Annotated in this window: 25 protein-coding genes; 13 read left to right on the forward strand and 12 right to left on the reverse strand. The window is 74.0% G+C overall.

Features of this window, described 5'->3' with window-relative positions; genetic code table 11:
* Positions 1-5 precede the first annotated feature (5 nt).
* The 7 genes from AB4880_RS21635 to AB4880_RS21665 all read right to left on the reverse strand — a co-directional run bounded on the left by AB4880_RS21635 (position 6) and on the right by AB4880_RS21665 (position 5,478).
* The gene (locus AB4880_RS21635) at positions 6-1,508 is read right to left on the reverse strand and encodes a sodium/solute symporter (RefSeq protein WP_367921285.1); all 1,503 of its coding nucleotides are present in this window, start codon (positions 1,506-1,508) and stop codon (positions 6-8) included.
* On the reverse strand, positions 1,508-1,882 hold the full coding sequence (locus AB4880_RS21640; RefSeq protein WP_367921286.1) for a hypothetical protein: 375 nt from the start codon (positions 1,880-1,882) through the stop codon (positions 1,508-1,510). Before AB4880_RS21640 ends, AB4880_RS21635 begins: the two co-directional genes overlap by 1 nt.
* Positions 1,879-2,616 (reverse strand): LytR/AlgR family response regulator transcription factor, encoded by a 738-nt coding sequence (locus AB4880_RS21645; protein WP_367921287.1) that lies wholly within the window; start codon positions 2,614-2,616, stop codon positions 1,879-1,881. Before AB4880_RS21645 ends, AB4880_RS21640 begins: the two co-directional genes overlap by 4 nt.
* Positions 2,613-3,734 carry a sensor histidine kinase gene (locus AB4880_RS21650; RefSeq protein WP_367921288.1) on the reverse strand — a complete coding sequence of 374 codons (1,122 nt, stop codon included), beginning with the start codon at positions 3,732-3,734 and terminating at the stop codon, positions 2,613-2,615. The genes AB4880_RS21645 and AB4880_RS21650 overlap by 4 nt, the downstream gene beginning before the upstream one ends.
* A 61-nt stretch (positions 3,735-3,795) precedes the next feature.
* Complete coding sequence (locus AB4880_RS21655) at positions 3,796-4,734, reverse strand: class I SAM-dependent methyltransferase (protein ID WP_367921289.1); 939 nt, start codon at positions 4,732-4,734, stop codon at positions 3,796-3,798.
* An 85-nt stretch (positions 4,735-4,819) separates the two neighbouring features.
* Complete coding sequence (locus tag AB4880_RS21660; protein WP_367921290.1) at positions 4,820-5,209, reverse strand: type II toxin-antitoxin system VapC family toxin; 390 nt, start codon at positions 5,207-5,209, stop codon at positions 4,820-4,822.
* Entirely contained in the window at positions 5,206-5,478 is a 273-nt protein-coding gene (locus AB4880_RS21665) for a type II toxin-antitoxin system VapB family antitoxin (protein ID WP_367921291.1), read from the reverse strand. Before AB4880_RS21665 ends, AB4880_RS21660 begins: the two co-directional genes overlap by 4 nt.
* Before the next feature lie 73 nt (positions 5,479-5,551).
* Between AB4880_RS21665 and AB4880_RS21670 the strand changes: the two genes are divergently transcribed.
* Positions 5,552-6,280 carry a Fic family protein gene (locus AB4880_RS21670; protein WP_367921292.1) on the forward strand — a complete coding sequence of 243 codons (729 nt, stop codon included), beginning with the start codon at positions 5,552-5,554 and terminating at the stop codon, positions 6,278-6,280.
* Between the two features lie 295 nt (positions 6,281-6,575).
* Here the strand turns inward: AB4880_RS21670 and AB4880_RS21675 are convergent, their stop codons facing one another.
* The gene (locus AB4880_RS21675; RefSeq protein ID WP_367921293.1) at positions 6,576-8,942 is read right to left on the reverse strand and encodes a CARDB domain-containing protein; all 2,367 of its coding nucleotides are present in this window, start codon (positions 8,940-8,942) and stop codon (positions 6,576-6,578) included.
* 90 nt (positions 8,943-9,032) lie between these two features.
* Positions 9,033-9,842: an HAD family hydrolase gene (locus AB4880_RS21680; RefSeq protein WP_367921294.1), complete on the reverse strand. Its 810-nt coding sequence runs from the start codon at positions 9,840-9,842 to the stop codon at positions 9,033-9,035.
* A gap of 130 nt (positions 9,843-9,972) precedes the next feature.
* Between AB4880_RS21680 and ssd the strand changes: the two genes are divergently transcribed.
* The 7 genes from ssd to AB4880_RS21715 all read left to right on the forward strand — a co-directional run bounded on the left by ssd (position 9,973) and on the right by AB4880_RS21715 (position 14,951).
* Entirely contained in the window at positions 9,973-11,145 is a 1,173-nt protein-coding gene (gene ssd / locus AB4880_RS21685) for a septum site-determining protein Ssd (protein ID WP_367921295.1), read from the forward strand.
* Entirely contained in the window at positions 11,142-12,323 is a 1,182-nt protein-coding gene (locus AB4880_RS21690) for a TadA family conjugal transfer-associated ATPase (protein ID WP_379227942.1), read from the forward strand. Before ssd ends, AB4880_RS21690 begins: the two co-directional genes overlap by 4 nt.
* A complete protein-coding gene (locus tag AB4880_RS21695; RefSeq protein WP_367921296.1) occupies positions 12,320-13,027 on the forward strand; it encodes a type II secretion system F family protein in 708 nt (235 codons plus the stop codon). Before AB4880_RS21690 ends, AB4880_RS21695 begins: the two co-directional genes overlap by 4 nt.
* A gap of 5 nt (positions 13,028-13,032) precedes the next feature.
* Positions 13,033-13,791, forward strand: coding sequence for a type II secretion system F family protein (locus tag AB4880_RS21700; protein ID WP_367921297.1), 759 nt, complete (start codon positions 13,033-13,035; stop codon positions 13,789-13,791).
* Between the two features lie 165 nt (positions 13,792-13,956).
* On the forward strand, positions 13,957-14,145 hold the full coding sequence (locus AB4880_RS21705; protein WP_367921298.1) for a DUF4244 domain-containing protein: 189 nt from the start codon (positions 13,957-13,959) through the stop codon (positions 14,143-14,145).
* Between the two features lie 9 nt (positions 14,146-14,154).
* Complete coding sequence (locus tag AB4880_RS21710; RefSeq protein WP_367921299.1) at positions 14,155-14,583, forward strand: TadE family type IV pilus minor pilin; 429 nt, start codon at positions 14,155-14,157, stop codon at positions 14,581-14,583.
* Positions 14,580-14,951: an Rv3654c family TadE-like protein gene (locus AB4880_RS21715; RefSeq protein WP_367921300.1), complete on the forward strand. Its 372-nt coding sequence runs from the start codon at positions 14,580-14,582 to the stop codon at positions 14,949-14,951. The genes AB4880_RS21710 and AB4880_RS21715 overlap by 4 nt, the downstream gene beginning before the upstream one ends.
* Positions 14,952-14,997: 46 nt before the next feature.
* Here the strand turns inward: AB4880_RS21715 and AB4880_RS21720 are convergent, their stop codons facing one another.
* Both AB4880_RS21720 and AB4880_RS21725 read right to left on the reverse strand, forming a co-directional pair.
* A complete protein-coding gene (locus AB4880_RS21720; protein WP_367921301.1) occupies positions 14,998-15,318 on the reverse strand; it encodes a hypothetical protein in 321 nt (106 codons plus the stop codon).
* 10 nt (positions 15,319-15,328) lie between these two features.
* Complete coding sequence (locus AB4880_RS21725; RefSeq protein ID WP_367921302.1) at positions 15,329-17,707, reverse strand: DEAD/DEAH box helicase; 2,379 nt, start codon at positions 17,705-17,707, stop codon at positions 15,329-15,331.
* A 283-nt stretch (positions 17,708-17,990) separates the two neighbouring features.
* Between AB4880_RS21725 and AB4880_RS21730 the strand changes: the two genes are divergently transcribed.
* The 3 genes from AB4880_RS21730 to AB4880_RS21740 all read left to right on the forward strand — a co-directional run bounded on the left by AB4880_RS21730 (position 17,991) and on the right by AB4880_RS21740 (position 21,605).
* Positions 17,991-18,323 (forward strand): STAS domain-containing protein, encoded by a 333-nt coding sequence (locus tag AB4880_RS21730; protein ID WP_367921303.1) that lies wholly within the window; start codon positions 17,991-17,993, stop codon positions 18,321-18,323.
* A gap of 193 nt (positions 18,324-18,516) precedes the next feature.
* Entirely contained in the window at positions 18,517-20,817 is a 2,301-nt protein-coding gene (locus AB4880_RS21735) for a sodium-translocating pyrophosphatase (protein ID WP_367921304.1), read from the forward strand.
* Between the two features lie 2 nt (positions 20,818-20,819).
* On the forward strand, positions 20,820-21,605 hold the full coding sequence (locus AB4880_RS21740; protein ID WP_367921305.1) for a DUF2817 domain-containing protein: 786 nt from the start codon (positions 20,820-20,822) through the stop codon (positions 21,603-21,605).
* 28 nt (positions 21,606-21,633) lie between these two features.
* Here AB4880_RS21740 and AB4880_RS21745 read toward each other — a convergent pair whose 3' ends face one another.
* On the reverse strand, positions 21,634-21,918 hold the full coding sequence (locus AB4880_RS21745) for a hypothetical protein (protein ID WP_367921306.1): 285 nt from the start codon (positions 21,916-21,918) through the stop codon (positions 21,634-21,636).
* Positions 21,919-22,024: 106 nt separating this feature from the next.
* On the opposite strand from AB4880_RS21745, the gene AB4880_RS21750 reads away from it, so the two are divergent.
* Positions 22,025-23,536 (forward strand): DUF7059 domain-containing protein, encoded by a 1,512-nt coding sequence (locus AB4880_RS21750; protein WP_367921307.1) that lies wholly within the window; start codon positions 22,025-22,027, stop codon positions 23,534-23,536.
* A gap of 5 nt (positions 23,537-23,541) precedes the next feature.
* On the forward strand, positions 23,542-24,498 hold the full coding sequence (locus tag AB4880_RS21755; protein WP_367921308.1) for a DUF2510 domain-containing protein: 957 nt from the start codon (positions 23,542-23,544) through the stop codon (positions 24,496-24,498).
* Positions 24,499-24,515: the final 17 nt, after the last annotated feature.

The following is a 24,515-nucleotide window of genomic DNA, read 5'->3' on the forward strand; positions in this document are numbered from 1 at the left end:
GCGACTCAGCGACTCAGCGACTCCGGCGTGTGCAGGCGCACCAGGAACCGGCGCGCGTGCGCCGGTTGCCGGTGCGCCGTCGCGAGCGACACCGTCACCATGACGAGGACGGCGAGCGGCGCGCTCCATGCCGCCGGCTGGCCCAGCAGCGCTCCTGCCCAGCCGCCGGGCAGGTAGCCGGCCAGCGTCGCGATCGCCGCGCCGCCGGCGCCGAGGCCGCCCGCGGCGAGTCCGGCCAGCGCGCCGGCGTCGGTCAGTCGCGGCCACCAGATGCCGAGCACGAGCAGCGGGCAGAAGGTCGACGCGGCCACCGCGAACGCCAGCCCGACCGACTGCGCGACGCCGACGTTCTGCACCAGGAGCGCCGCCAGGACGGGGATCACGACCGCCGCCACCGCGGCAAGCCGGAACGCCGCGACCCCGCGCTGCTCGCTGACCAGTCGGCTGGTGACGTCCTGGGTGATGACCCCGGACACCGCGATCGCCAGGCCCGAGGAGGTAGAGAGGAAGGCGGCGAAGGCGCCGGCCGTGACGAGTCCGGTGAGGACGTCGCCGCCGACGCCGTCGATCATCAGGCGCGGAAGCTCGAGGACCAGGACGTCGGAGCGTCCCTCGGCGGCCAGCCGCCCGCCGTACACGCGGCCGAGCGCGGCATAGACCGGCGGCCACAGGTAGAAGAGGCCGAGCAGGCCGAGCACCACGACCGTCGTGCGACGGGCGGCGCGGCCGTCGGGGTTCGTGTAGAAGCGCACCACCACGTGCGGCAGCCCCATCGTTCCGAGGAAGAGCGCCGCGATCAGCGAGTACGTCGTGTAGAGGCCGATCCCGCCGCTCCCGTCGGCCACCGGCGTCGACCAGTGCGTGCCGCCGACCGTCCCGTGTGGTCGGCCGTCGCCCCACCAGACGGCGACGAGGACGGCGGCGGGGACGAGCAGCGCGGTCAGCTTGAGCCAGTACTGGAAGGCCTGCACGAAGGTCACCGACCGCATCCCGCCGGAGGTGACATTGGCGAGGACGACGACCGCGACGACGAGCGAGCCGACCCAGTCCGGTGCGCCGATCGCCGAGCGCAGGGTGATGCCGGCGCCCTCGAACTGCGGGATCAGGTAGAGCCAGCCGATGCCGACGACGAGCAGCGAGCAGGCGGCGCGCACGGTCCGCGACCCGAGCCGGGCCTCGGCGAAGTCGGGCAGCGTGTAGGCGCCGGAGCGGCGCAGGGGAGCGGCGACCAGGACGAGGAGGACCAGATAGCCGGCGGTCCAGCCGACCGGGTACCAGAGCATGTCGGCGCCGCCGACGAGCAGCAGTCCGGCGATGCCGAGGAAGGATGCGGCGGAGAGGTACTCGCCGCCGATCGCGGAGGCGTTGAGCCCCGGGCGCACCGTGCGCGAGGCGACGAAGAAGTCGCTCGTGGTGCGCGAGAAGCGCAGCCCCCACGTGCCGATCGCCAGCGTCACCAGGGTGACGAGAGTGACCGCCACCAGTCCGGGGACGTCGGAGCGGTCCATCAGGTCGCGTCCTCGGTGCTGTCGACCAGATCGGCGAACACCTGCTCGTTGCGCTCGGCCCGGCGGACGTAGCGCCACGCGAGCAGCAGCAGGAACGGGTGGACCAGGACGCCGAGCAGCAGCCACGGCAACGGGATCCCGAGCGGTCGCAGGTCCGCCAGCCCCGGCCACAGGTGGAAGGCGACCGGCACCGCGCCGAGGGTGACGGCGAGGACGCCGAGCACCCGCGCGGCCAGGCCGAGCTGCTCGCGCAGCAGCGAGCTGAGGAAGACGTCGCCGAGCGCGGTCTGCTCGTGGACGTCGCCGCGCCGGCTCGCCGGACGCCCCGCGGCGGTGTGCCGCGGTGGTCCGGTGACCCGCACCCGCTCGGTCATGAGCCCGCGCGGGCCCGCCGGACGAGGACGTCGCGCAGCCCGCGGGTGTGGCGGCGGCTCACCGGCAGCTCGAGGTCGCCGACCCGGACCGACGTGCGGCCCGCCTCGGTGCGGACCTCGGTGACGTGGGCGAGCGCCACCAGCAGGGACCGGTGGATCCGGTGGAAGCCCGCGGGCGCCCACTCCTCCTCGAGCGTCGTGAGCGGGACCCGCACCAGATAGGCCTCGCCGCCGGTCGTGTGCAGCCGGGCGTAGTCGCCCTGGGCCTCCACGTGGGTGATGTCGCCGCGGTCGACGAACCGGGTGACGCCGCCGCGCTCCACCGCGACCTGGGTGTCGGCCGCGGCAGCGGGCGGGGTGGCGCCGCCGAGGACGCGTCGTACGGCTTCGGCGAGGCGTTCGGGCCGCACCGGCTTGAGGACGTAGTCGACCGCGCGCAGGTCGAAGGCGTCGACGGCGTGCTGCTCGTGCGCGGTCACGAAGACGACCGGCGGCGGCTGCTTGAAGCGGCCCAGCACCTCGGCCAGCTCGAGCCCGCTCAGGCCGGGCATCTGGATGTCGAGGAAGACGCAGTCGACCTCGCGCTCGCGCAGGATCCGCAGCCCGTCGGTCGCGGACTGACAGGCGATCACCTCGCCGATCCGGTCGTCGGCGCCGAGCAGGTAGGTCAGCTCGTCGAGCGCCGGCCGCTCGTCGTCGACGACCAGCACCCGCAGCCCGCTCGTGGGCGTCATGCGGTCACTCCCGGCGCGAACTTCGGCACGCGCACGATCACCTTGGTGCCGGCACCCGGAGCGGTCTCCACGACGAGACCGTAGTCGTCGCCGAAGGTCGCGCGCAGCCGGGCGTCCACGTTGCCGAGGCCGACCGAGTCGAGGGCGGCGTCGCCGGCGAGGGCACGCCGTACCTTCTCGGGATCCTCGCCGACGCCGTTGTCCTCGACCTCGAGGACCGCCTCGTGGCCGCGGTCGTGGGCGAGGATCGTCAGGTGGCCGGTCTGGTCGACGCTCTCGAGGCCGTGGCGTACGGCGTTCTCGACGAGCGGCTGGATGCACAGGAAGGGCACCACCACCGGCAGCACCTCCGGCGCGATGTTGAGCGTCACCTGGAGGCGGTCGCCGAAGCGCGCCTGCTCCAGCAGCAGGTAGCGCTCGATCGAGCGCAGCTCCTCGGCGAGCGTCGTGAACTCGCCGTGGCGCCGGAAGGAGTAGCGGGTGAAGTCGGCGAACTCGAGCAGCAGCTCGCGCGCGCGGTCGGGGTCGGTGCGGACGAAGCTGGCGATCGCGTTGAGCGAGTTGTAGACGAAGTGCGGACTGATCTGCGCCCGCAGCGCCCGCACCTCGGCCTCGATCATCCGGTTGCGGTGGGCGTCGAGCTCGGCCAGCTCGAGTTGCCCCGACACCCACTCCGCGACCTCCTCGGTCGCCCGGACCAGCCCCGCGGTCGGCGTCGGCGCGAACGCCTGCACGGTGCCGAGCACCCGCCCCTCGACGACCAACGGACTCACCACGCCGGTGCGGATCGGGCATCCGTTGGTCGTGCAGCCGAGCTGTCCGCGGTCGACGGTGCGTGTGCTGCCGCGCTCGATCGCCAGCAACCCGACGGCCGCCGCCTGGTCGACGTGATGCTGCCCCAGCCCGTCCCACGCCAGGACCGACTCGGTGTCGGTGATCGCCACCGCCGGCGTCCCCAGCAGGTTGCGCAGATGCCGTACGGCGCGCTCCGCGCTGCTCGTCGTCAGCCCCTCGCGCAGCGCCGGCGCCGCCAGCGACGCCTGGTGCAGCGCCCGGAAGGCCGCCCGGTCGGCCTCGCTCCCGAGCCGGCCCCGTCGCCACAGCCGGTCGGTCCGCATGGGCCCATCATGCCCAAGCCACAGGGTTTTCCGCCGAGGTCGCCGGGTCGGCCCGGCGGGATCAGCGGAAGTCGATGAGCAGCATGCCGGTGTCGTCGTCGGCCGGCGGCTCGGCGGCGGGAGCGAGCGCGACCGGGACGGTGGGCTCGCCGACGTACTCCTCGGCGTCGTGCTCGGCGCCGGTCTCCGGGGTGTCGTCGCTCGCCTCGGGCGCCGGGGTCGGCTCCGGGCGCGGCGTCCTGGGCTGGATCCCGACGACCGCGCGGAAGCACTCGGTGACATAGGGCAGCTGCATGCCGTCCATGCCGCGACCGAAGTCGTCGTAGAACGCGAGCACCTCGCGGATCCGCGACTCCTGCGCGGTGCGCTCGAGGCCCGCGACGTCGGGCAGGGAGCGGACCAGGTCCTGCACGGACGCGCGGTCGATGACCTGCCACTGCTTGAAGGAGGCGTCCTCGGCCGGCCCGAAGTACGGCGAGGAGTCGATCTCCTCGCCGATGCCCTCGCCGGCGGTGTGGTGGCCGATCAGGTTGCCGAGCCGCTTGACCCACGGGATCCGCTCGTCGCGGACGTTGCGGATCAGCGCCAGCGACCCGCCGCGCTTGAGCACCCGCGCGATCTCCGGCAGCGCCTTGTCGTGGTCGAACCACTCCATCGCGTCGCCCACCACGACGACGTCGAAGCTCGCGTCGGCCGCGGGGATCTCCTCCGCCGACGTCTGCGAGACGCGCAGCTCGGGCAGCCGGGTGCCGAGCCGGTCGAGCATCCGCGGGTCGGGATCGGTGGCGTGGACGTCGTGGCCCAGCGCGACCAGGTGCTCGGTCAGCTTGCCGGTGCCGGCGCCGAGCTCGAGGACCGCGAGCGGCTCGTCACCCAGCAGCCACTCCACGGCCTCGCGCGGGTAGCCCGGCCGGCCGCGGTCGTACGCCTCGGCGACACTGCCGAAGGACAGACCGGGCGTGGCGCCGGCGGACGCGCTGGAGGTGGAGTCGGTAGCCATCACCGCCGAGGGTACGGCGCGCCGCGCCTCGGATCGCGGAGGCACGCGCAGGTTGCCCGCGCGTGAAGACGGGGGAACGTGCGGGTCAGCGCACGCGCAGCACGTCGGTGTGGACGAAGTCGTCGCCCTTGAACAGCAGCGGCTCGCCCGACGTCGCGCTGAGCGCATAGGCGACGCAGTCGGCGAAGTTGAGCCGGGCGGGTGATCCGGACCCGCGTCCGTAGCGGCGGAAGGCGATCCGGGCGGCGCGGGCGTGGGCCTCGGTGACCGGCTCGATGGTGATGCGGGCGGTCTCGACGATCTCGTCGAGGTTCCTGCCGCCGTTGGGGCCGCCCGAGCCGTCGGCGACCATCGTGGCCTCGAACCAGTTGGCCGCTGAGATGCGCGCCGACGATTCGGTCAGCCGGGCGATGAACTCGTCGCGCTCGGGCTCGTTGCGCACGATCGCGATCAGCGCCGAGGTGTCGACGATCACCGGGGCAGGCCGGTCTCGGGGTCGTAGAGGTCTTCCACGGAGCGGATGCGGTCGTCGCCCTCGATCTCCGGCAGGTCCTCCCAGCGGATCGCGATCGCACGGAGCTTCTCGGCACGCCGCAGCCGATCGGCCTCCACCGGGTCGGCGCCGTACGCCGCCAGCAGCCGCTCGAGCGCCTCCTCGATCGCGCCGGTCTGGGTCTTGCCGGTCACCCGCGCGGCCTGCCGGGCCAGCTCGTGGACGTGCGGGTTCTTGATGTTCAGGCTCATCGCTTCCTCCTGGCCACCAATCTACCTTCCACCCCCGAATCGTTCTACCTTTCTACCCTTCTAGGCTGCCCTCGTGACCACCGACCCCCACGCCTGGCTCGTCTCCCTCGAGGGCGTCCCGTCCGGCTTCGCCGGCGCCCGCGACGGCATCGACGTGGTGCTGCGCGATCGCGGCCTGCGCCGGACCAGCCCCGAGCTGACTGCCGAGTCGCTGCTGCGCGGCGCCCAGGCGAGCGCCGTCCTGGAGGGCTCCGCGTCGACGCTCGCCGAGGTCCGCGCGGGTGAGGGCGACGAGATCGCGGCGGACGCCGTCCGGCTGGCGACCGAGCTGCTCGCGCTGGTCCCCGTCCTTCGGCGCCAGCCGCTGCAGGCGCTGGCCCGGCTGCACACCGTCGCCGCCCGTGGCACCCTGCCCGACGAGCTGCTGGGCCGCCCGCGCGACGGTGAGTCCGCCGCCAAGCTGCGGGGCATCGCCGAGCTGATCACCGCGCCCACCGAGGCCCCGGCGCTCGCCGTCGCGGCCGTCGTCCACGCCGAGCTGATCACCGCGGCGCCGTTCGGCTCCCACAACGGCATCGTCGCGCGTGCCGCCGAGCGGCTGCTGCTCGCCACCAAGGGCGTCGACGAGAAGTCGCTCGTCGTACCGGAGGCGGCGCACCTGGCGTTGCGCCCGCAGTACGAGTCCAACCTGCGCGGCTGGGCGAGCGGTGGACCGGCCGGCATGCACGCCTGGCTGCTGTACGCGACCGAGGCGTACGCCGCGGCGGCCGAGGCGAGCCCGCTGGTGCGCGACGCCGAATAGCTCAGAAGCCCGAAAACCAGGGGCAAATGCAGGTGGCACCCGAGCCCACAGAGGAGTCTCGGGTGCCACCGCTGACACGTGAACCATGGCTACCAGGCGTGCACCGTCAATTGCTGCCCCGGACATCTTCCGGAGTGTCAGCGCCCTGTTAGGAAGGGTGGATCGCCGCGTGGGTACCGGGAACACGTGTTGCTTTTTTGTTCTTGCGTCCTTTCTACGCCGGTCCCAGGCCACCTTCAAGGCTTGTCTTTTGCCGAAGGCAGGGGAACGCTGAGCGGTTGGGCGCCGCCGGCCCTCAGGGCGTCGTACGGAAGGGCGCCAGGAACGAGATGTCGATCTCGTCCTTCTTCACCAGATAGTCCGCGATCCCCTGCGTGACGCGGGCCGACGGACCCACCCGCCAGCCGACGTCCTTGATGCCGCCGTGGCCGTCGCTGGTGAGGTAGATGCCCGACTTGAAGCTCAGGTCGAGGAAGCCGCCGATCTTGACCTGGCCCTTGGCGCCGGCGAATGCGGTGAACTGTCCGGTCCGCAGGTCCCACGTCAGGTCCTGGAAGGACGACAGCCACGGGATGGCGTCCTGGCTGAAGGACTGGGTGATCTTGTCGCAGTTGACCTTCAGCTTCGACACCCCGAGCTCGAGGGTGAACGTCGTCGTCCGCAGCAGCTCCGGGCACGGGCCCTCGGACGCGGGCTTCGGAACACCCGGAATCTCCGGCTCCGGCGCGGGATCCGGCTCGATCACGCAGGTCTGCGCCCACGTCTTCTCCAGACCGGTGAAGACCATCGCGGCCGCGACGATGCGGGAGTAGGTGATCCGCTCCAGCTCCGTCACCTGCAGCAGGGCCAGGTCGTGCGCGGCGTCGTCCGCCAGATTGCTGGCGTACGCCGACACGCGGCGCGAGGCCAGGGCGACGTACTCCTCGCCGACGCTGTGGGCCTCCCCGAGCAGCCCCCGCCACTGGGCGTGGGCGCGGCTCAGTGCGGGACGGCACTTGCTCGTCATCGTCTGCTGGTAGCAGGACTCGGAGTCCGGCACGCCCCGGCAGGCCTCGACGGACTCGTTCGAGAGCTGCAGCACGGTCGCGTCCTGCTCGTGCCCGGGGCCGCCGAAGAACTCGTCGCGCAGGCCCGCCATCAGCTTGATCTTCGTGGTCAGGCGCTGCTCGAGATCGTCGAGCTGCGGGGTGTCGAGCGCCATCGCGCTGTCGGCGATGATCGCGTCGCGGCGGTCGCGCTCGGCCTGGGTGAGCAGGTCGTCGGTGCCGTCGAGGCGCGCCTGCAGCTGGTCGCTCTGGTCGAGGGTTGCCTGGACCTCGCCCTGGAAGCCCTGGTCGATGGCCTGGTACGTCGGCGCCAGGAAGACACCGTCCGACGGGGTGTCGGGGACGGTGACCGGTCGCAGCTGCGTGCTCCTGCCGTGCGAGAGGTCGAGGTCGGGCGCGGGCCGGGTCGGCTCGGGCTTGGTCGGGTCCTCGGCGGCCGGCTTGGGGCGCTGGTCGCGCTGCCGGGAACGACGGACGTACCGGGCGGCGAGGGCGTCCTTGCCGCTGCACGCCTCGACGGTGGCGAGTCCGGCGTCGGCCTCGCTGAGCCGCGGCTCGGCGACGCGAACGGCCTGGAACAGCGGCCGGGCAAGGGTGGGACGGCCGGTCATGACCAGTGCCTCGCCGCGCACCACCAGGGCGTCGTACTGCGGGTTGATGCCCATCGCGCCGCGCCGCAGGTCGAGCGGCACCGCGCCGTCGAGCAGCGCGAGCGCCTCGTTGGGGCGGCCCATCCCGACCGCGACGGCGGCCGCGTTGATCAGGTGGTTGCCGATGCGCGGCTCGAGGTCGTGGGCGCGGAGCAGGCCGGCGAGCGCGAGGCCGGGAGAGCTGCGCAGCAGGCCCTGGGTGGCGAGCTGCTGCGCCTCGGCGGCGTCGTCGGTGAGGCCGGAGCGCGCCAGCCGGGCAAGGACGTCGCGTCCGCCCGCGGCGGTGAGCGCCGCCTTCAGGCGGGCGATCGCGGTGGCCGGGGTCATCGCCTGCGCGGGGACGGTCCGGCGGCACATGCTCCTGATGGAGACGAGCGAGAGCTGCTCGGTCGGCAGCCACGGGGAGGTGTCGGCGTACGACGGCATCTGCATGCTGTCGGTGCCCGGCGCCGCCGTGACGCGGATCGCCGTCGGGGCGGGCGTGCAGTCGTCGTACTCGGTCTTCTCGCGGACGACGCCGCGGTCGTCGGCGCACGCGAGCAGCCGGTAGACGCCCGGTGCGGTGCCGACCGGGACACCGACGCCGACGGATGCGGTCTTGCTCTTCGCCCTCGGCTTGAGCCTCGGCATCGCGCGGGAGCCGATGAGCAGGATGTCGGCCGGCGCACTGCGCGGGTTGCTCGTCGAGACCTTGCGTGCGGCCTGGCTGCCGGCGACGTCACGGGTCAGGTAGAAGCGCGTCGTCGAGGCGGCCGCGCGGGCCTTGCCCCGGTTGGCGACGCGGTGCCGGACGTTGATCAGGCCGCCCTCGGCGACCGTGGTCCGGTCGGCGGTGACGCTCAGGGCGGTGAGGTCGGGGAGTGCCTTCGCGGTCGCGTGGGCCGAGCCGGGGTCGGCCGACAGCACGACCGGCAGCGTCGCGGCGGTCGCCGTGGCGAGCACGGTGAGGCGGGTCAGGAGGTTCACGACGCCACCGTGGTCGGCCGCGCGTCCCGTCGTCGTGGGTCCCGTGTCCCGAGTTGCGCGGGACAACGGTCTCCGGCGGTGGTCTTGGGCTCAGGCGCTGAGGCCGCGGCGGCGTACGCCGACCCAGACCGCGGCGCCGACCGCCACCACGCCTCCGACGGCGAGCGCCGCGAGCGTCGGCTTCGGCGGCGGCAGGTGCAGGCGCGACTGCAGCGCCACCGGGCGGGTGAACACCAGCACCGGCCAGCCCTTCGCGGCCGCGATCTTGCGCAGCTCCTTGTCGGGGTTGACCGCATGGGGATGCCCGACCGCCTCCAGCATGGGGACGTCGGTCACCGAGTCGGAGTAGCCATAGCTGTTCGCGAGGTCGTAGCCCTCGCTCTCGGCCAGCGCCCGGATCGCATGGGCCTTCTCCTCGGCGTAGGCGTAGTACTCGATCTCGCCGGTGTAGCGGCCGTCCTCGGCCTTCAGCCGGGTCGCGACCACGCGGTCGGCGCCGAGCAGTGCGCCGATCGGCTCGACCACCTCGCTGCCGGACGTCGAGACGATGACGACGTCGCGGCCCGCGGCGTGGTGCTCCTCGATCAGCCGGACCGCCTCGTCGTACACGAGCGGGTCGACGACATTGTGCAGCGTGTCGGCGACGATCTCGCGGACCGTGGCGACGTCCCAGCCGGCGCAGAGCTGGGACATGAACTGCCGCATCTTCTCGACCTGGTCATGGTCGGCGCCGCCGATCATGAAGACGAACTGGGCGTACGCCGAGCGCAGCACCGCGCGCCGCGAGATCAGGCCGCCGGCCTGGAAGGGCTTGCTGAAGGCCAGCACGCTCGACTTGGCGATGATCGTCTTGTCGAGGTCGAAGAACGCAGCGGTCGGCGGCGTACCCGCGGGGGCCATGCGGACATCGTAGGTGTCTCCTGTTGCAGGACTGTCCAGGAGTGGTGCACAGGCGGCCTTTCCGGCCGTCCTCTCCACAGCCGCTCCGGTCGTGAGCGTGGCGTTGCCGGGCCGCGGCGAGAAGGTGGTCATGACCCGCAACCGACCTTCCGACTCCTCTCGCTCCCGGCACGCCTCGCCCGCGGACGTGCCGCCCCTGGTGGTGACCGCTGATGACGCCCTGCTCGCCGAGCTGCTCCCGCTCGCCGCCGCGGCCGACGTCGCGCCGACGATCGCCCGTGACCCGTTGACCGCGCTGGTGACCTGGAGCCGTGCCCCGCTGGTGCTGGTGGGTGCCGATCAGGCCGAGCTGATGGCGCGGGTCGCGCCGGAGACGCGACCCCACGCGTTCGTCGTCACCCGCGGCCGCGCGCCCGACGACCTGTTCCGTACGACGCTGACCCTCGGCGCGGAGCAGGTGGTCGAGCTGCCCGGCGCGTCGGGCTGGCTGATCGAGCAGCTCGCCGACCTGACCGAGCGGCTGCCCGACCGCGGACGCGTGATCGGGGTGATCGGCGGCAGCGGCGGAGCCGGCGCGACCACGTTTGCGTGCGCGCTCGGCCAGTGGGCGGCCCGCTCCGGAACGGCCGTCGTCGTCGACTGCGACCCGCAGGGGCCCGGCCTCGACCGGATGCTCGGCATGGAGCGCCACGAGGGCTTCCGCTGGGACGCGCTCGCCCAGACCAACGGACGCCTGTCGGCGCGGGCCCTCCGCGAGGCGCTGCCGCGGCGGGGCGGCCTGGGCGTGCTGTCCTGGCACGTCGACGGACGGATGCCGACGCTCCAGGCCTTCGCGGTCCGCGACGTGCTCTCCGCCGCCCGGCGCGGGCACCACGTGGTCGTCGTCGACCTGCCGCGCTCACCCGACCCGCTCGTCGACGAGGTCGCCGCCCGCTGCGACCTGCTGCTCGTCGCCACCGTGGCGAGCGTCGTCGGAGTGGCTGGCGCGGCCCGGATGGGCGCCCGCTTCGCGTCCCACGCCGACGTCGGCGTGGTGCTGCGCGGCGAGGCGTTCGACGCCGCCGACGTCATGCGTGCCGTCGGGCTGCCCGTGCTCGCCCAGATGCGCGACCAGCGCGGGCTCGCCGAGGCCGTCGACCTCGGGATCGGGCCGCTGCGCTCGACGCGGGGTCCGCTCGCGCGGGCGACCGCGAGCGTGCTCGACGCTCGCCCGGACGGCGTGGGCGGCTCGGGCGGCTCGGGCGGCTCGGGCGGCTCGGGCGGCTCGGGCGGCTCGGGCGGCTCGGGCGAGGTGGCGGCATGATGGCGCCGCCCGAAGGCGAGCTGGTCGAGGAGGTCCGGGCGCGGCTGTCCACCACGCCGGGCGCCCTCAGCCCCCACCGGGTCGCCGAGGCGCTGCGCGCGGCAGGCCGGCCTGTCGGCGACGCGACCGTGCTCGCGGTCTACGAGGCGCTGCGCCGCGACGTCGTCGGCGCCGGTCCGCTCGAGCCGCTGCTCCGGATGCCCGACGTCACCGACGTCCTCGTCAACGGCCCGGGCCCCGTCCGCTTCGACCGCGGTCGCGGGCTCGAGGTGAGCGACGTGGTGCTCGACTCCGAGGAGCGGTGCCGCCGCCTCGCCCAGCGCCTGGTCGCGAGCGGTGGGCGCCGGCTCGACGACGCGGCGCCCTACGCCGACGTGCGGCTGCCCGACGGAACCCGCTGCCACGCCGTCCTCGCCCCGTTGGCCCATCCGGGGACCGCCATCTCGCTGCGCGTCCCGCGCAGGGGCGGCTACTCGCTCGCCGAGCTGCACGCCGTCGACGCGCTCACCCACGACGGATGCGAGCTGCTCCGCCAGGTCGTCGCCGCCCGCCTGGCCTTCCTGGTCACCGGCGGCACCGGCACCGGCAAGACCACGCTGCTGTCCGCCCTGCTCGCCGAGGTCGATCCCGCCGAGCGGATCGTCGTGGTCGAGGACGCCGCCGAGCTCCGCCCCGACCATCCCCAGGTGGTGGGACTCGAGGCGCGCCCGGCCAACCTCGAGGGCGCCGGGGCGGTCGTGCTGCGCGACCTCGTCGCTCAGGCGCTGCGGATGCGCCCCGACCGGCTGGTCGTCGGCGAGGTCCGCGACGCCGCCGTCGTCGACCTGATGGCGGCGATGAACACCGGCCACGAGGGCGGCTGCGGGACGCTCCACGCCAACTCCGCCGCCGACGTACCGGCTCGGGTCGAGGCGCTCGCGCTCACCGCCGGCCTCGGCCGTGCGGCCGCCCACAGCCAGCTCGCCTCGGCGCTCGACCTGGTCCTGCACCTGGTCCGCGACCGCACGACCGGACGCCGTCGTCTCGGCGAGGTCGCCGTCCTCACCCGGGACGCCGACGGCTGGGTCCACACCGAGCCCGCCGCCACCTTCGCCGCCACCGGCGAGCTGGTCGTCGGGCCGGGGTCACGCCAGCTGATCGAGCTGCTCGACCGGCGACTCGACGGGCGGCTCCCGTGATCGCCCTCGTCGTCGTCCTCGTCACGACAGCCGCCCTGCTCCTCCTCGGGCCGGCGCCGCGACTCGGGCCGGCCCCCGCCGACGCACCGGGCTCGACGCTCGCATCGGGGCCGCGCCGGCGCCGGGTTCCCGTGCCCGGGCTCCTGGCCGCGCGCCGCCGCGAGCGAGCCGCCGCCGACGTCCGGAGCCGCGTCATCGAACTCTGCGACGCCCTCCAGGCCGAGCTCAGTGCCGGACAGACGTCCGCCGCCGCCCTCGACCACGCCGCCACCGCATGGCCGGATGTCACCCCGGCCGCTCGGGCCGCCTCCTCCGGCGGCGACGTCCCCGCCGCTCTGCGTTCTCTCGCTGCCCTCCCCGGCGCCGACGCCCTCCGGATCGTCGCCGCCGCGTGGCAGGTCGGCCACCGCACCGGCCGCGGCCTCGCCGACGTCCTGGGCCGCGTCGCGACCGACCTCCGCGCTGCCGAGCAGACCCGTCGCATCGTCGCCAGCGAGCTGTCGTCCGCCCGCGCGACGGCCCGCCTCCTCGCCGGACTGCCGCTCCTCGCCCTCCTCCTCGGCTCCAGCGCCGGCGCCGACCCCTGGCAGTTCCTCCTCGGACAGCCGATCGGCCTGGCCTGTCTCGCCGCCGGCCTCGCGTTCGGCTATGCCGGCCTCGCCTGGATCGAGGCGCTCGCCCGCAACGTCGACCGGATCGGGTGATCGCCGTGAGCCCCGCTGTCCTGTCCTTCCCGGTCCTGCTGGTCGCCGGCCTGGTCGCGGGCGGCGCCTATCTCGCTGCCGCCACGCCGCCTCGCCTGCCGTCGAGCGCCGCAGCCGCGACCACCGTCGCGCCCGATCTCGCGCCCGCGCCCGAGGCCGCCGAGGGCCTCCTGCGCCGCGCGCGGCCGCTCTGGTCCCTGCTCGCCGGCGCCGGCGCCGCGGTCTTCCTGGCCGGGCCGCTGGCCGGGCCTGCGGGTCTCACCGCCGCCACCTTCGTCTGGGTCCTCGCCGGCGAGATCGAGCCCGCGGCGGTCCGCCGTCGCCGGATCGAGGTCCGCCGCGACCTGCCCCACGTCGTCACCCTGCTCGCCGCGGCCCTGCACGCGGGGCTGGCGCCGGCCGCCGCGATCGAGCACGTCTCCCGCGCGCTGCCGGGCGCGGCGTCGTACCGGTTGGCTCCGGTCGCGGCCCGTCTCCAGCTCGGCGGCGACCCCGTCGCCATCTGGACCGGACTGGCCGCCGATCCCGATCTCGCCCCGCTCGGCCGCACCCTCGCCCGCGCCCACCGGACCGGTGCGCCGATCGTCGCCGCCGTCGAGCGCCTCGCCACCGACCTCGCCGCCCACGCACGCGCGGAGGTCGAGGCCCGGGCCCGCGCCGTCGGGGTCCGTGCCGCCGTACCCCTCGGCCTGTGCCTCCTCCCGTCCTTCCTCCTGCTCGGCGTCGTCCCCCTCGCCGTCGCGCTCGCCGCCACCGTCGTCTGAAACATCAGCCCCACCCGTCCCACCGCCCGCCACCTTCGATCCACACCCCGCTGCCGTCCCCTTCCCTCCTCCACAGCCCCACCCCACCCCGACCGCCTCCACCGCCCCCGCCACGCACGATCGACTCACCCGCCGCACCCGCGGCCCCGACGAACGGAGCGATCCATGGTCTGCCACATCCGCACCACCACCAGCCGCGGCGAGCGCGGCGTCACCACCGCCGAGTACGCCGTCGCGACCGCCGCCGGCGCGGGCTTCGCCGGTCTCCTCTTCAAGCTCCTCACCGGAGGCTTCGGCAACCGCCTCATCACCCGGCTCTTCGACCACGTCCTGGCCCTGCTCGGGCTCGGCTAGGTGCCCGCCATGTCGTCCCGCCCCGCCCACCGCGCCCGCCACGCCCGCCGCGGCGACGAGCGAGGGGCCGTGACCGCCGAGCTCGCCGTGGCCCTGCCGACCCTGCTCGCCGTGACGGCCGGGCTGCTCTGGCTGCTGTCCGTCGCGGTGGCCCAGATCCGCACCGTCGACGCCGCCCGCGAGACCGCCCGCGCCCTCGCCCGCGGCGATGCCGAGGCCGACGCCCTCAGGGTGGGGCGGCGGGTTGCGCCCGACGGCGTCCGGATCACCGTCGCCCGCAGCTCCGATCGCGTCGTGGTCCGCGCCGCCGGCCGGATCGCCGGTCCGGGCGGCATCTTCGCGGCCCTCCCCGGTGCCGCTCTCGCCGCCGAGTCCGTCGCCCTCGCCGAGGCCCCGAGTGACTCCCGCGGCGGAGTCCTTCCAGGCGGCGCGCCATGACCCGCGGCCGGCCCGACCAGCGGGGCGCGGCGACGGTCCTGACCATCGCGATGGCCGGCGTTCTCCTGCTGGTCGGTGCCGCGGCCACGGTGGTCGGCGCGATGGTCGTCGCCCATCGCCGCGCGCAGGCCGCCGCCGACCTGGCCGCCCTGGCCGGCGCGGCGTCCCTCGCCGATCCGACCGCTCCGTCAGGCGGTGGCCGCGATCCGTGCGCCGTCGCGGGCCAGGTCGCCGCCGCCAACCGGGCGCGACTGCGCAGCTGCCGGATCGAGTCGGCGGACGTCCTCGTCGAGGTCGTCGTCACCGGCCCGCACTGGCTGGGTCAGGTCCACGACCTCACGGCCGCCGCCCGCGCCGGTCCCGGGTGACGCTATGCGACCGGCGAGGCGGCCGGCCAAGGCGGCCGAGCGAGGCTCAGGCCTCGTCGTCTCCGCGCCGCGCCTGCTCCTCGCGCCGCCGCTCCAGCTCGACCTCGTCGAGCTTGCCGGACAGCTGAGCGAGCTGCTTGTGCTCCTTGCGCCGCTGCCAGCTCTGCCGGACGCCCACCTTCATCATCCACAGGCCGACGACGATCAGGAGGGTCGAGATGGCACCCCACAGGACGAGGGTGCCGGGCGAGACGTCCCAGTTCAGGATCTCCGCGGAGCGGTGCTTGTAGTCGATGCTCGCGCCGAAGAAGCTGAGCACGAGCCCGAGTACGCCGAGCACCAGGATCACCAGTCCGAGCAGAAGCATGATGCGCAGGTTAGGCCATGTCCGGCGCCGCAGGCGCGTGTCGCAGCAGCGCGTCGAGCAGGACGACGGCTCCGGCCTTGTCGAGCGGATCGTTGCCGTTGCCGCACTTCGGCGACTGGATGCACGACGGGCAGCCGGTGGCGCACTCGCAGGAGGCGATGGTGGCGCGGGTGGCGCGGAGCCAGGCGGCAGCGGTGCGATACCCGCGCTCGGCGAAGCCGGCTCCGCCGGGGTGGCCGTCGTGGACGAACACGGTGAGCACCCCGGTGTCGGGGTGGCGGGCGGTGGAGACGCCGCCGATGTCCCAGCGATCACAGGTCGCGAAGAGAGGAAGGAGGCCGATCGAGCAGTGCTCGGCGGCGTGGGCGGCGCCGGGCAGGTCGGCGACGTCGAGGCCGGATTCGGCGAGCATCGTGACGACGACGTCGTCGGGCACGGTCCACCACACGGCGGCGGTCGACAGGGTCCGGGCGGGCAGGTCGAGCGGGGTCTCGTCGATGACCTCGCCGGTGCGCAGCCGCCGGCGGAGGTACGACGTGACCTGGTTGGTGACCTCGACCGTCCCGAACGACAAGCGGCACGGGCCCCAGTCGACGGCCTCGCGCTCGTCGATGACCTCGATGTCGGTGACGTCGCGGGCGGTGGTGGTGTGATCGACGTCGGCGCGACGCATCGTGGCAACGTTGTCGTCGAGGTCGAGCGACTCGACGAGCCAGGTCTCGCCGCGGTGCAGGTAGATCGCGCCCGCGTGGGCGGTGCTGTGGGCGCGGGCTCCGTCGACCGTGCCGACCACGCGGCCGGTCGCGCCCTCGACGAGCTGGACCTGCGCGCCGCCGGCGGAGCGGATGTCGGCGAGGTCGGCGGCGCGGGCGCGGTCGGTCCAGTACCAGCCGGCCGCGCGGCGGCGGAGCAGCCCGCGCTCGACCAGCGAGCCGAGGACCTCCCGCATCCGCGGGCCGAACAGCGGGGCGTCGGCGACGGTGACCGGCAGCTCCTGCGCGGCGGCGCACAGGTGCGGGCCGAGGATGTAGGGGTTGTCGGTGTCGAAGACGGTGCCCTCGACCGGCCGGCCGAGCAGCGCGTCGGGATGGTGCACGAGGTAGGTGTCGAGCGGGTCGTCGCGGGCGACGAACATCCCGAGCGCGCCGCCGCCGTCGCGCCCGGCCCGGCCCACCTGCTGCCAGAAGGCCGCGCGCGTGCCCGGGTAGCCGGTGACCAGCACCGCGTCGAGCCCGCTCACGTCGATGCCGAGCTCGAGCGCGTTGGTGGCGGCCATGCCGAGGAGTCGTCCGCTGCGCAGGTCGTCCTCGAGCGCCCGGCGCTCCTCGGGAAGGTAGCCCCCGCGGTAGGAGTCGACCCGCCCGGCGAGCGACGGGTCGACCTCGGCGACCAGCTCGCCGGCGCGCTGGGCGACGGTCTCGACGCCGCGGCGGGACCGGACGAAGGCGAGGGTCCGCACGTCCTCGACCACGAGGTCGGCGAGCAGGTCGGCAGTCTCGGCGGTGGCGGGACGGCGGACGGGCGCGCCGTTCTCGCCCTGGTACGACGTGAGCGGCGGCTCCCACAGCCCCACCTCGAGCGCGCCGCGGGGCGATCCGTCGGCGGTCACGGCCGTGACGGCGAGCCCGGTCATCCGGCGCGCGGTCAGGTCGGGGTCGGCGACGGTGGCGGACGCGAGGATGAACGTGGGGGAGGCGCCGTAGGAGGCGCACACCCGCCGGAGCCGCCGCACGATCTGGGCGACGTGGGCGCCGAAGACACCGCGGTAGTGGTGGCACTCGTCGATCACGACGTAGCGCAGCGCGCGGAAGAAGGGCGCCCACCGCTCGTGCCCGGGCAGCAGCGAACGGTGGAGCATGTCGGGGTTGGACAGGACGTACTCGCCGTGGTCGCGGGTCCACTCCCGCTCCTCGGGGGTGGAGTCGCCGTCGTGGGTGGCCACCCGGACGTCGAGTCCCAGGTTGCGGATCGCCGTGCACTGGTCGTGGGCCAGCGCCTTGGTGGGGGCGAGGTAGAGCACCGCCGCGCCGCGCTGGCCCCGGGGGCCGCGGGCGGCCCGGATCTCGGAGAGGGCGGGCAGCAGGTAGGCGAGGGACTTGCCCGACGCCGTACCGGTCGCGACGACGACGTGCTCGCCGCGGTGGGCCGCCTCGGCGACCGCCACCTGGTGGGCCCAGGGCTGGACGACGCCGCGCGCGGAGTAGGCCGCGACGACCGCCGGGTCGGCCCACGCCGGCCACGCGGCGAGGACGGCGTCGCGGGCCGGCACCTGTCGGCGATGGGTCAGCCGGTCGGCGCGGCCGGGCAGCGCGGTGAGCCGGTCGAGGAGGGCGCCCGGATCGCGTCGCGCGGCGGCGGCCGGGCGGTGCAGATCGGGCTGGGCGGTCATGCTCCGATTGTCTCAAGCGGGCCCGACACAATCCCCCGCGGCAGGCCGGCGATCCGCCCGCGGACCCCTCGAGGACCACTCGAGGACCACTCGAGGACCACTCGAGGACCACTCGAGGACGCCTCGACGAGGCCCCGACGGCACCCCCACCGGGCCCCGACCAGCGATCCCGCGCCTCAAACGCGTGGATTCCGCGGTTTCCGCGCTCCCTGTGCGTCGCCCTGGGTGGCATGGTTTGATAAGTGCCACTGCAGACGTTGGTGAGGTATCCCGGGGTGAAGTCGTGAATCTGACACTGTCGACGCGCGAGGTCGGTGGGCGCACCGTCATTGCCGTGGGTGGCGAGATCGACGTCTACACCGCCCCGAAGCTTCGCGACACCATCACCGAGCTCGTCGCCGCCGGCACCTACCACCTGGTCGTCGACATGCAGGCGGTCGAGTTCCTCGACTCCACCGGTCTCGGCGTGCTGGTCGGCGGGCTGAAGAAGGTCCGTGCCCACGACGGCTCGCTCGAGCTGGTGTGCAATGCCGACCGGCTCCTGAAGATCTTCAAGATCACCGGCCTGGCGAAGGTGTTCGTCATCCACGACACCCCTGAGGGCGCGCTCGCCTGAGCGCGCTCCTCCACCGCTGCGTCGACACGACCGCAGCGGTCCGTCGGCGCGCTCGGGCGACAGCAAGAAGTGAAGTCGCGTGTGACGCGCCTCACATCCTCCATGTGTTCTGCGCCACACTCTGCGTAGACTCCGGGCACGATCTCAGACCTGGCCCCCGCGGCCGAAGCTGAACTCCCCAGGAGGCAGTCGTATGCCCCGTCCGCTCGTCGTCGATGTCGAAGTCACCGGGGGCGACCTCGCCCTGGTGGCGATCGTGACCGTGATCGCTCTCGGTGCGCTGGGAATGGCCGTGCTGTTCAGATCGGAGGTCCTCCGCGCCGGCGAGGGCACCGCGAACATGCAGCGGATCGCCCAGGCGGTGCAGGAGGGAGCAAACGCCTACCTCACCCGTCAGTTCAAGACGCTGACGGTCTTCGCGGCGATCGCGTTCATCGTCCTGCTCGCCCTCCCCGCGCATTCGGCGGACGGCGCGAGCGGCCTGCATTCGGAATGGGCGACGCGGATCTTCCGCTCGATCTTCTTCCTCGTCGGCGCCTCCTTCTCGGGCGCGATCGGCTACCTCGGCATGTCGCTCGCCGTCCGAGCCAACCTGCGCGTCGCGGCCGCCGCCAACGAGCGGGGCCGCGAGCCGGCGATGAACATCGGCTTCCGCACCGGCGCCTTCGTCGGCATGGCCACCGTCGGCCTCGGCCTGCTGGGAGCCAGCGTCGTGGTCATCGTCTTCCAGGACACTGCGCCCAACGTCCTCGAGGGATTCGGCTTCGGCGCCGCGCTGCTCGCGATGTTCATGCGTGTCGGCGGCGGCATCTTCACCAAGGCCGCCGACGTCGGCGCCGACCTGGTCGGCAAGGTCGAGCAGAACATCCCCGAGGACGACCCGCGCAACGCCGCCACGATCGCCGACAACGTGGGCGACAACGTCGGCGACTGCGCCGGCATGGCGGCCGACCTCTTCGAGTCGTACGCCGTCACCCTGGTCGCCGCGCTGATCCTCGGGTCGCAGGCATTCGGCGACAAGGGCCTGGTGTTCCCCCTGGTCGTCCCCGCGATCGGCGCGCTGTCCGCGATCGCGGGTGTGTACCTGACCAAGCCGCGCGTGGGCGAGAACGGCCTGCGGACCATCAACCGGTCCTTCTACCTGTCCGCGGCGGTGGGCCTGGTCGCCAGCGCGATCGCGTCCTTCCTCTACCTGCCCGGCACGTGGAGCGAGCTCGGCACCGGTGTCAGCGCCGACCTCGCCCCGCCGGTCTTCGCGGCCGGCGCGGTCGCGATCGGCATCGTGCTCGCCGCCGCGATCCTCGCCCTCACCGGCTACTTCACCGGCACCGAGCACCGCCCGGTCAACGACGTCGCCCGCACCTCTCTCACCGGCCACGCGACGGTCATCCTGTCCGGCCTCTCGGTCGGCCTCGAGTCCGCCGTCTACACCGCGATCGTCATCGGCGGCGCGGTCTTCGGCGCAGCCCTGCTGGCCGGCGGATCCACCGGGCTGGCGCTGTTCGCGGTCTCCCTCGCCGGCTGCGGACTGCTGACCACCGTCGGTGTCATCGTCGCGATGGACACCTTCGGCCCGGTCTCCGACAACGCCCAGGGCATCGCGGAGATGTCGGGCGACGTGAGCGCCGAGGGCGCGCAGATCCTCACCGAGCTCGACGCGGTCGGCAACACCACGAAGGCGATCACCAAGGGCATCGCGATCGCGACCGCCGTCCTCGCGGCGAGCGCGCTCTTCGCGTCGTACACGCAGAGCGCCTTCGAGGAGGCCGGCAGCGCGATCACCGACAAGTTCCTGGTCTTCGACGCCAAGCTCATCGTCGGCGCGCTGCTCGGCGCGGGGGTGGTCTTCCTCTTCTCCGGTCTCGCGATCAACGCGGTCGGACGGGCGGCGGGCGCCGTCGTCTACGAGGTACGCCGCCAGTTCCGCGAGATCCCCGGGATCATGGAGGGCACCGGACGTCCCGAGTACGGCCGGGTCGTCGACATCGTGACCCGCGACTCGCTCCGTGAGCTGGCCACCCCCGGCATCCTCGCCATCCTGGCGCCGGTCGCGGTCGGCTTCGGCCTCGGCGTCGGTCCGCTGGCCGGCTTCCTCGTCGGCGCGATCGCCTGCGGCACGCTGATGGCGGTCTTCCTCGCCAATGCGGGCGGCGCGTGGGACAACGCGAAGAAGCTCGTCGAGGACGGCAACTACGGCGGCAAGGGCTCCGAGGCGCACGCCGCGACCGTCACCGGCGACACCGTCGGCGACCCGTTCAAGGACACCGCCGGCCCGGCGATCAACCCGCTGCTGAAGGTGATGAACCTGGTCTCGCTGCTCATCGTCGGCGCCGTGGTGAGCCTGTCCTACGGCAGCAGCAAGAACGACGTCGTCCGGATCCTCATCGCGCTCGCCGCGGCCGCGGGCATCTTCGCCGCGGTCTACGTCTCCAAGCAGCGCACGTCCTCGCTCAACGACGGGGCGTCGGAGCCGGCCGCGATGGAGTCGGCCTGACCTTGCGCCGAGTACTTGCGGCGCTGGTGGCGGCGGGAGCGACCCTGGTCGTTCCCGCCGTCCCCGCGCACGCCACGGCGCCCCATGACGTCACCCGGCAGGTCACCGCCCGGTCGTACGTCGAGCACGCCGAGACCATCGGCCGCTCGACCCGCGGCCGGGCCATCCGCGCCTACTACCGCGGCGACGCCGACGCGCCGCACGTCCTGGTCCTGCTCGGCCAGATGCACGGCGACGAGAAGGCCGGACCGGCGACGGCGCGCTGGGTCCGCGACCACGTCCGTCCGAAGGCGGGCACGGGCATCTGGGTGATCCCGACCATGAACCCCGACGGCAACGCCCGCAACACGCGGGTCAACGCCCGCGGCGTCGACCTCAACCGCAACTGGCCGACCAGCGGCTGGCGGCACACGCAGCGCGGAAGCCGGACGTGGGGCGGCCCGCGCGCGGCCAGCGAGCCCGAGACCCGCGCGATGCTGGCGTTCCTGCAGCGGGTGCGGCCCGACTACGTCGCGTCCATCCACCAGCCCCTGCACGGCATCGGACGCGGCGGGCGCGACGTCCGCTGGGAGCGACGCCTCTCGCGCAACCTGCACCTGCCGCGCCGGTTCTTCGGTGTCGGCAACCCGTCGGGCACGGTCTCGCCGACCCTCACCGGCTGGTACGACGCGCGGCCGGCGCGCGACGGCGTCGCCACCACCATCGAGTACGGCGCGCGCACCTCCCGTCGCTACCGGACCGTCGTCGCCGGTCGCGGGATCGCGCGCGCCGCCCGCGTCCTGCCGTAGGGGCGCCCCACGGCAGGACGGCCCTGCGTCAGGGGCGCATCCAGTGCGGGTGGCTGCGGCTGCCCTTGCAGACGTACCGCCGGCCGCGCGCGTCCCAGCCGCTCCGGCCGTACTGGGACCGCGGGCAGAACTGCCCGCCGCGGATGCAGGTCCCGCTGCTGGTGCGCGTGCACGGGCGGGCGTGCAGCGTCGACGCCGCGTCGGCAGCGGCGGCCGCGGCGGCCGGAGTGGCGGTCGCCTGGGCGATGCCGGCCGGGCCGACGAGGCCGGTCAGGGTCACGACGAGCGTGGCCATCAGGAGCTTGAAGCGCATGGGGGTCTCCTTGGATCTCATCAGTCGTGCACTGCTCAGATCGGACAGACTCTGGCAGATCTGACGTGTCGGCGTCCGCGAAATGGCGACCGTCTAGCGTGTTCCCGTGCTGCCCGTCGCCCTCGCCGCCCCGCTCCGCGAAGCCCTCCTCGACGCCGACTTCACCTACGACGCCGTCAGCGAGCTGCTCGGCCCGGAGGCTCACCAGGCGCTCTCGCGCAACGAGACCACGCCCGGCCTGCGCCGGACGACGGACGGCGGCCCGCTCGCCACCCTCGTCCGGCTCTTCCTGCTGCAGGCCGCGGTCCCCGTCGCCGACGCCGAGCGCGCGCTGCCCGGGCTCGTCGACCGGCTCGCCAACGCGGGCGCGCTGGCGCAGTCCGTGGGGGAGGTCGCGGCCCGGCTCGACGTCCGCCCCTACGCCACCGAGGAGGGCGACCTGTGGGTCGTCAGCGACCTGACGCCGGGCCTGGACGGCGCGCCGACCGCGGTGACCGGCGACTACGTCCTCGGCATCAGCCCGGCGTCGTCCAGCCTGGCTCAGCTGACCCTGCGCCACGACGTCGGGACGGCGCTCGACCTCGGCACGGGCTGCGGCGTCCAGGCGCTGCACCTGGCCACCCACAGCGACCGGGTCGTGGCGACCGACGTCAACCAGCGCGCGCTCGCATTGGCCCGGTTCAACGCCGCGCTCAACGAGGTCGACGACAAGGTCGAGGTCCGCGACGGATCCTTCTTCGCGCCGGTGCAGGGCGAGCGGTTCGACCTGATCGCGACCAACCCGCCGTTCGTCATCTCGCCCGCCACCGGCGAGCGCCTCGTCTACCGCGACTCCGGGCTGCCCGGCGACCAGGTCGTCGAGCACATCGTCCGGACGGCGCCGGACCACCTCACCGACGGCGGCTGGTGCCAGGTGCTCGCCAACTGGGTGATCGAGCGCGACCGGCCGTGGGACGAGCGGCTGGCCACTTGGCTGCCGGACGAGTGCGACGCGCTCGTCGTCCAGCGGGAGGTCCTCGACCCGGCGTCCTACGTCGAGCTGTGGCTCAAGGACTCCGGCCACCACCCGGCCACCGGTGGCGACCCTGCCGGCTACGCCCACCGCTACGACACCTGGCTGTCCTGGCTCGAGCAGCAGGGCGTCGCGGGTGTCGGCTTCGGCTGGCTCAACCTGCGTCGCCGCGCCGGCGTGACCCCCGGTGGCCTGGTGCGCGACCTCCTCGAGTGGCCCTACGACGTCGAGCAACCCATCGCCCCCGCCATCGCCGGCTGGCACGACGCGGCCCTGGCCGCGCGGTCCGTCGTACCCGAGACCCGGCTGGTGCTGCGCGAGGACGTGGTCCAGGAGGCGGCCGGCCCGGTCGGCGGCGAGGACCCGGCCACGATCGTGATCCGCCAGCAGCGCGGCTTCCGCCGGGCCCGGCAGGTCGACACGGTGGTCGCCGCGGTCGCCGGCGCGTGCGACGGCGAGCTGCCCGTCGGACCGCTCGTCGACGCGGTCGGCACGCTGCTCGACCGCGACCCGGCAGGCCTGCGCGAGGTCTACCTGCCCGAGCTCGCCGAGCTCGTCGCCGAGGGCTTCCTCGCCCCGGTCGACGGCGCTCCTGGGGCAGACTGACCCTCGTGACGAACGCAGGCTGGTACCCCGACCCGGCGGGCGCGCCCGACACCTACCGCTACTGGGACGGTCAGGCGTGGAGCCAGATGACGACCACGCAACCGTCGGGGCCGGCCGCGCCCCAGCAGCCGCAGCAGCCGCAGCAGCCGCAGCAGCCGCAGCAGCCGCCCGCGCCGACGCAGTACGCCCAGCAGCCGCAGCAGTTCCAGCCGGCCTGGAGCCCGGCCCCGCCCCCGGGCGGCAAGCGCGGCGGCTCCAAGACCGTCCTGATCGTCGTCGCCGCGATCGTGGTGCTCGCCCTCCTCGGCGTGGGCGGGTTCTTCGGGATCCGCGCGCTCACCGGCGACGACTCCCCGAAGGCCGGCGACCACGGCGACGGCCCCTCGGACGGAGGTTCCCAGACGATCCGCGCCACCGGCATCCAGTGCACCGGCGGCAAGCCCGCCCCGACCACCGACCCCGGCACGGCGCCCACGTCGATCAGCGGCGGCGGCCTCACCATCCCCGTCCTCGACGGCTACACCGTCGACCCCGACGTGTCCCGGGCGCTGACCTTCGCCGACGACATCCCCGTGCAGTACGCGCAGGTCGAGGCCAAGTGGGTCTCCGAGTACGCCGTCGGCAGCCTCCCGCGCGCCAACGGCTTCGACAGCACCGAGCAGGCCGCCGAGGTGGTCATGCAGTGCCTGACCACCAACAAGGACGTCTACGCCGGCTTCAGCGACCGCAAGGACCTCACCCGCGAGCAGGTCACCGTCGACGGCAAGCCGGCGTACCGGATCACCTCCGAGATCCGCGTCGACAACCCCGACGTCACCGCCGAGGGCGATGTGACCTCGGTCATCGTCGTCGACACCGGCGACCCGGCGTCGTACGGCGTCTTCCTCGGCGTCGTGCCGATCGGCGACAGCACCCGGATCGCCCAGGAGGAGCAGACCATCAAGGCCATCACCGTCGACTGAGACCGCTCGGTCCTCGC

The sequence above is a fragment of the Nocardioides ginsengisoli genome (assembly GCF_039537225.1).
GTDB classification, from domain to species: Bacteria; Actinomycetota; Actinomycetes; order Propionibacteriales; family Nocardioidaceae; genus Nocardioides; species Nocardioides ginsengisoli.

Coding starts and splice junctions, on each gene's coding strand:
- AB4880_RS21635 (WP_367921285.1), bottom strand. CDS start 1,508: ATGGACCGCTCCGACGTCCCCGGACTGGTGGCGGTCACTCTCGTCACC.
- AB4880_RS21640 (WP_367921286.1), bottom strand. CDS start 1,882: ATGACCGAGCGGGTGCGGGTCACCGGACCACCGCGGCACACCGCCGCG.
- AB4880_RS21645 (WP_367921287.1), bottom strand. CDS start 2,616: ATGACGCCCACGAGCGGGCTGCGGGTGCTGGTCGTCGACGACGAGCGG.
- AB4880_RS21650 (WP_367921288.1), bottom strand. CDS start 3,734: ATGCGGACCGACCGGCTGTGGCGACGGGGCCGGCTCGGGAGCGAGGCC.
- AB4880_RS21655 (WP_367921289.1), bottom strand. CDS start 4,734: ATGGCTACCGACTCCACCTCCAGCGCGTCCGCCGGCGCCACGCCCGGT.
- AB4880_RS21665 (WP_367921291.1), bottom strand. CDS start 5,478: ATGAGCCTGAACATCAAGAACCCGCACGTCCACGAGCTGGCCCGGCAG.
- AB4880_RS21680 (WP_367921294.1), bottom strand. CDS start 9,842: ATGGCCCCCGCGGGTACGCCGCCGACCGCTGCGTTCTTCGACCTCGAC.
- ssd (WP_367921295.1), top strand. CDS start 9,973: ATGACCCGCAACCGACCTTCCGACTCCTCTCGCTCCCGGCACGCCTCG.
- AB4880_RS21690 (WP_379227942.1), top strand. CDS start 11,142: ATGATGGCGCCGCCCGAAGGCGAGCTGGTCGAGGAGGTCCGGGCGCGG.
- AB4880_RS21705 (WP_367921298.1), top strand. CDS start 13,957: ATGGTCTGCCACATCCGCACCACCACCAGCCGCGGCGAGCGCGGCGTC.
- AB4880_RS21710 (WP_367921299.1), top strand. CDS start 14,155: ATGTCGTCCCGCCCCGCCCACCGCGCCCGCCACGCCCGCCGCGGCGAC.
- AB4880_RS21715 (WP_367921300.1), top strand. CDS start 14,580: ATGACCCGCGGCCGGCCCGACCAGCGGGGCGCGGCGACGGTCCTGACC.
- AB4880_RS21720 (WP_367921301.1), bottom strand. CDS start 15,318: ATGCTTCTGCTCGGACTGGTGATCCTGGTGCTCGGCGTACTCGGGCTC.
- AB4880_RS21725 (WP_367921302.1), bottom strand. CDS start 17,707: ATGACCGCCCAGCCCGATCTGCACCGCCCGGCCGCCGCCGCGCGACGC.
- AB4880_RS21735 (WP_367921304.1), top strand. CDS start 18,517: ATGCCCCGTCCGCTCGTCGTCGATGTCGAAGTCACCGGGGGCGACCTC.
- AB4880_RS21745 (WP_367921306.1), bottom strand. CDS start 21,918: ATGCGCTTCAAGCTCCTGATGGCCACGCTCGTCGTGACCCTGACCGGC.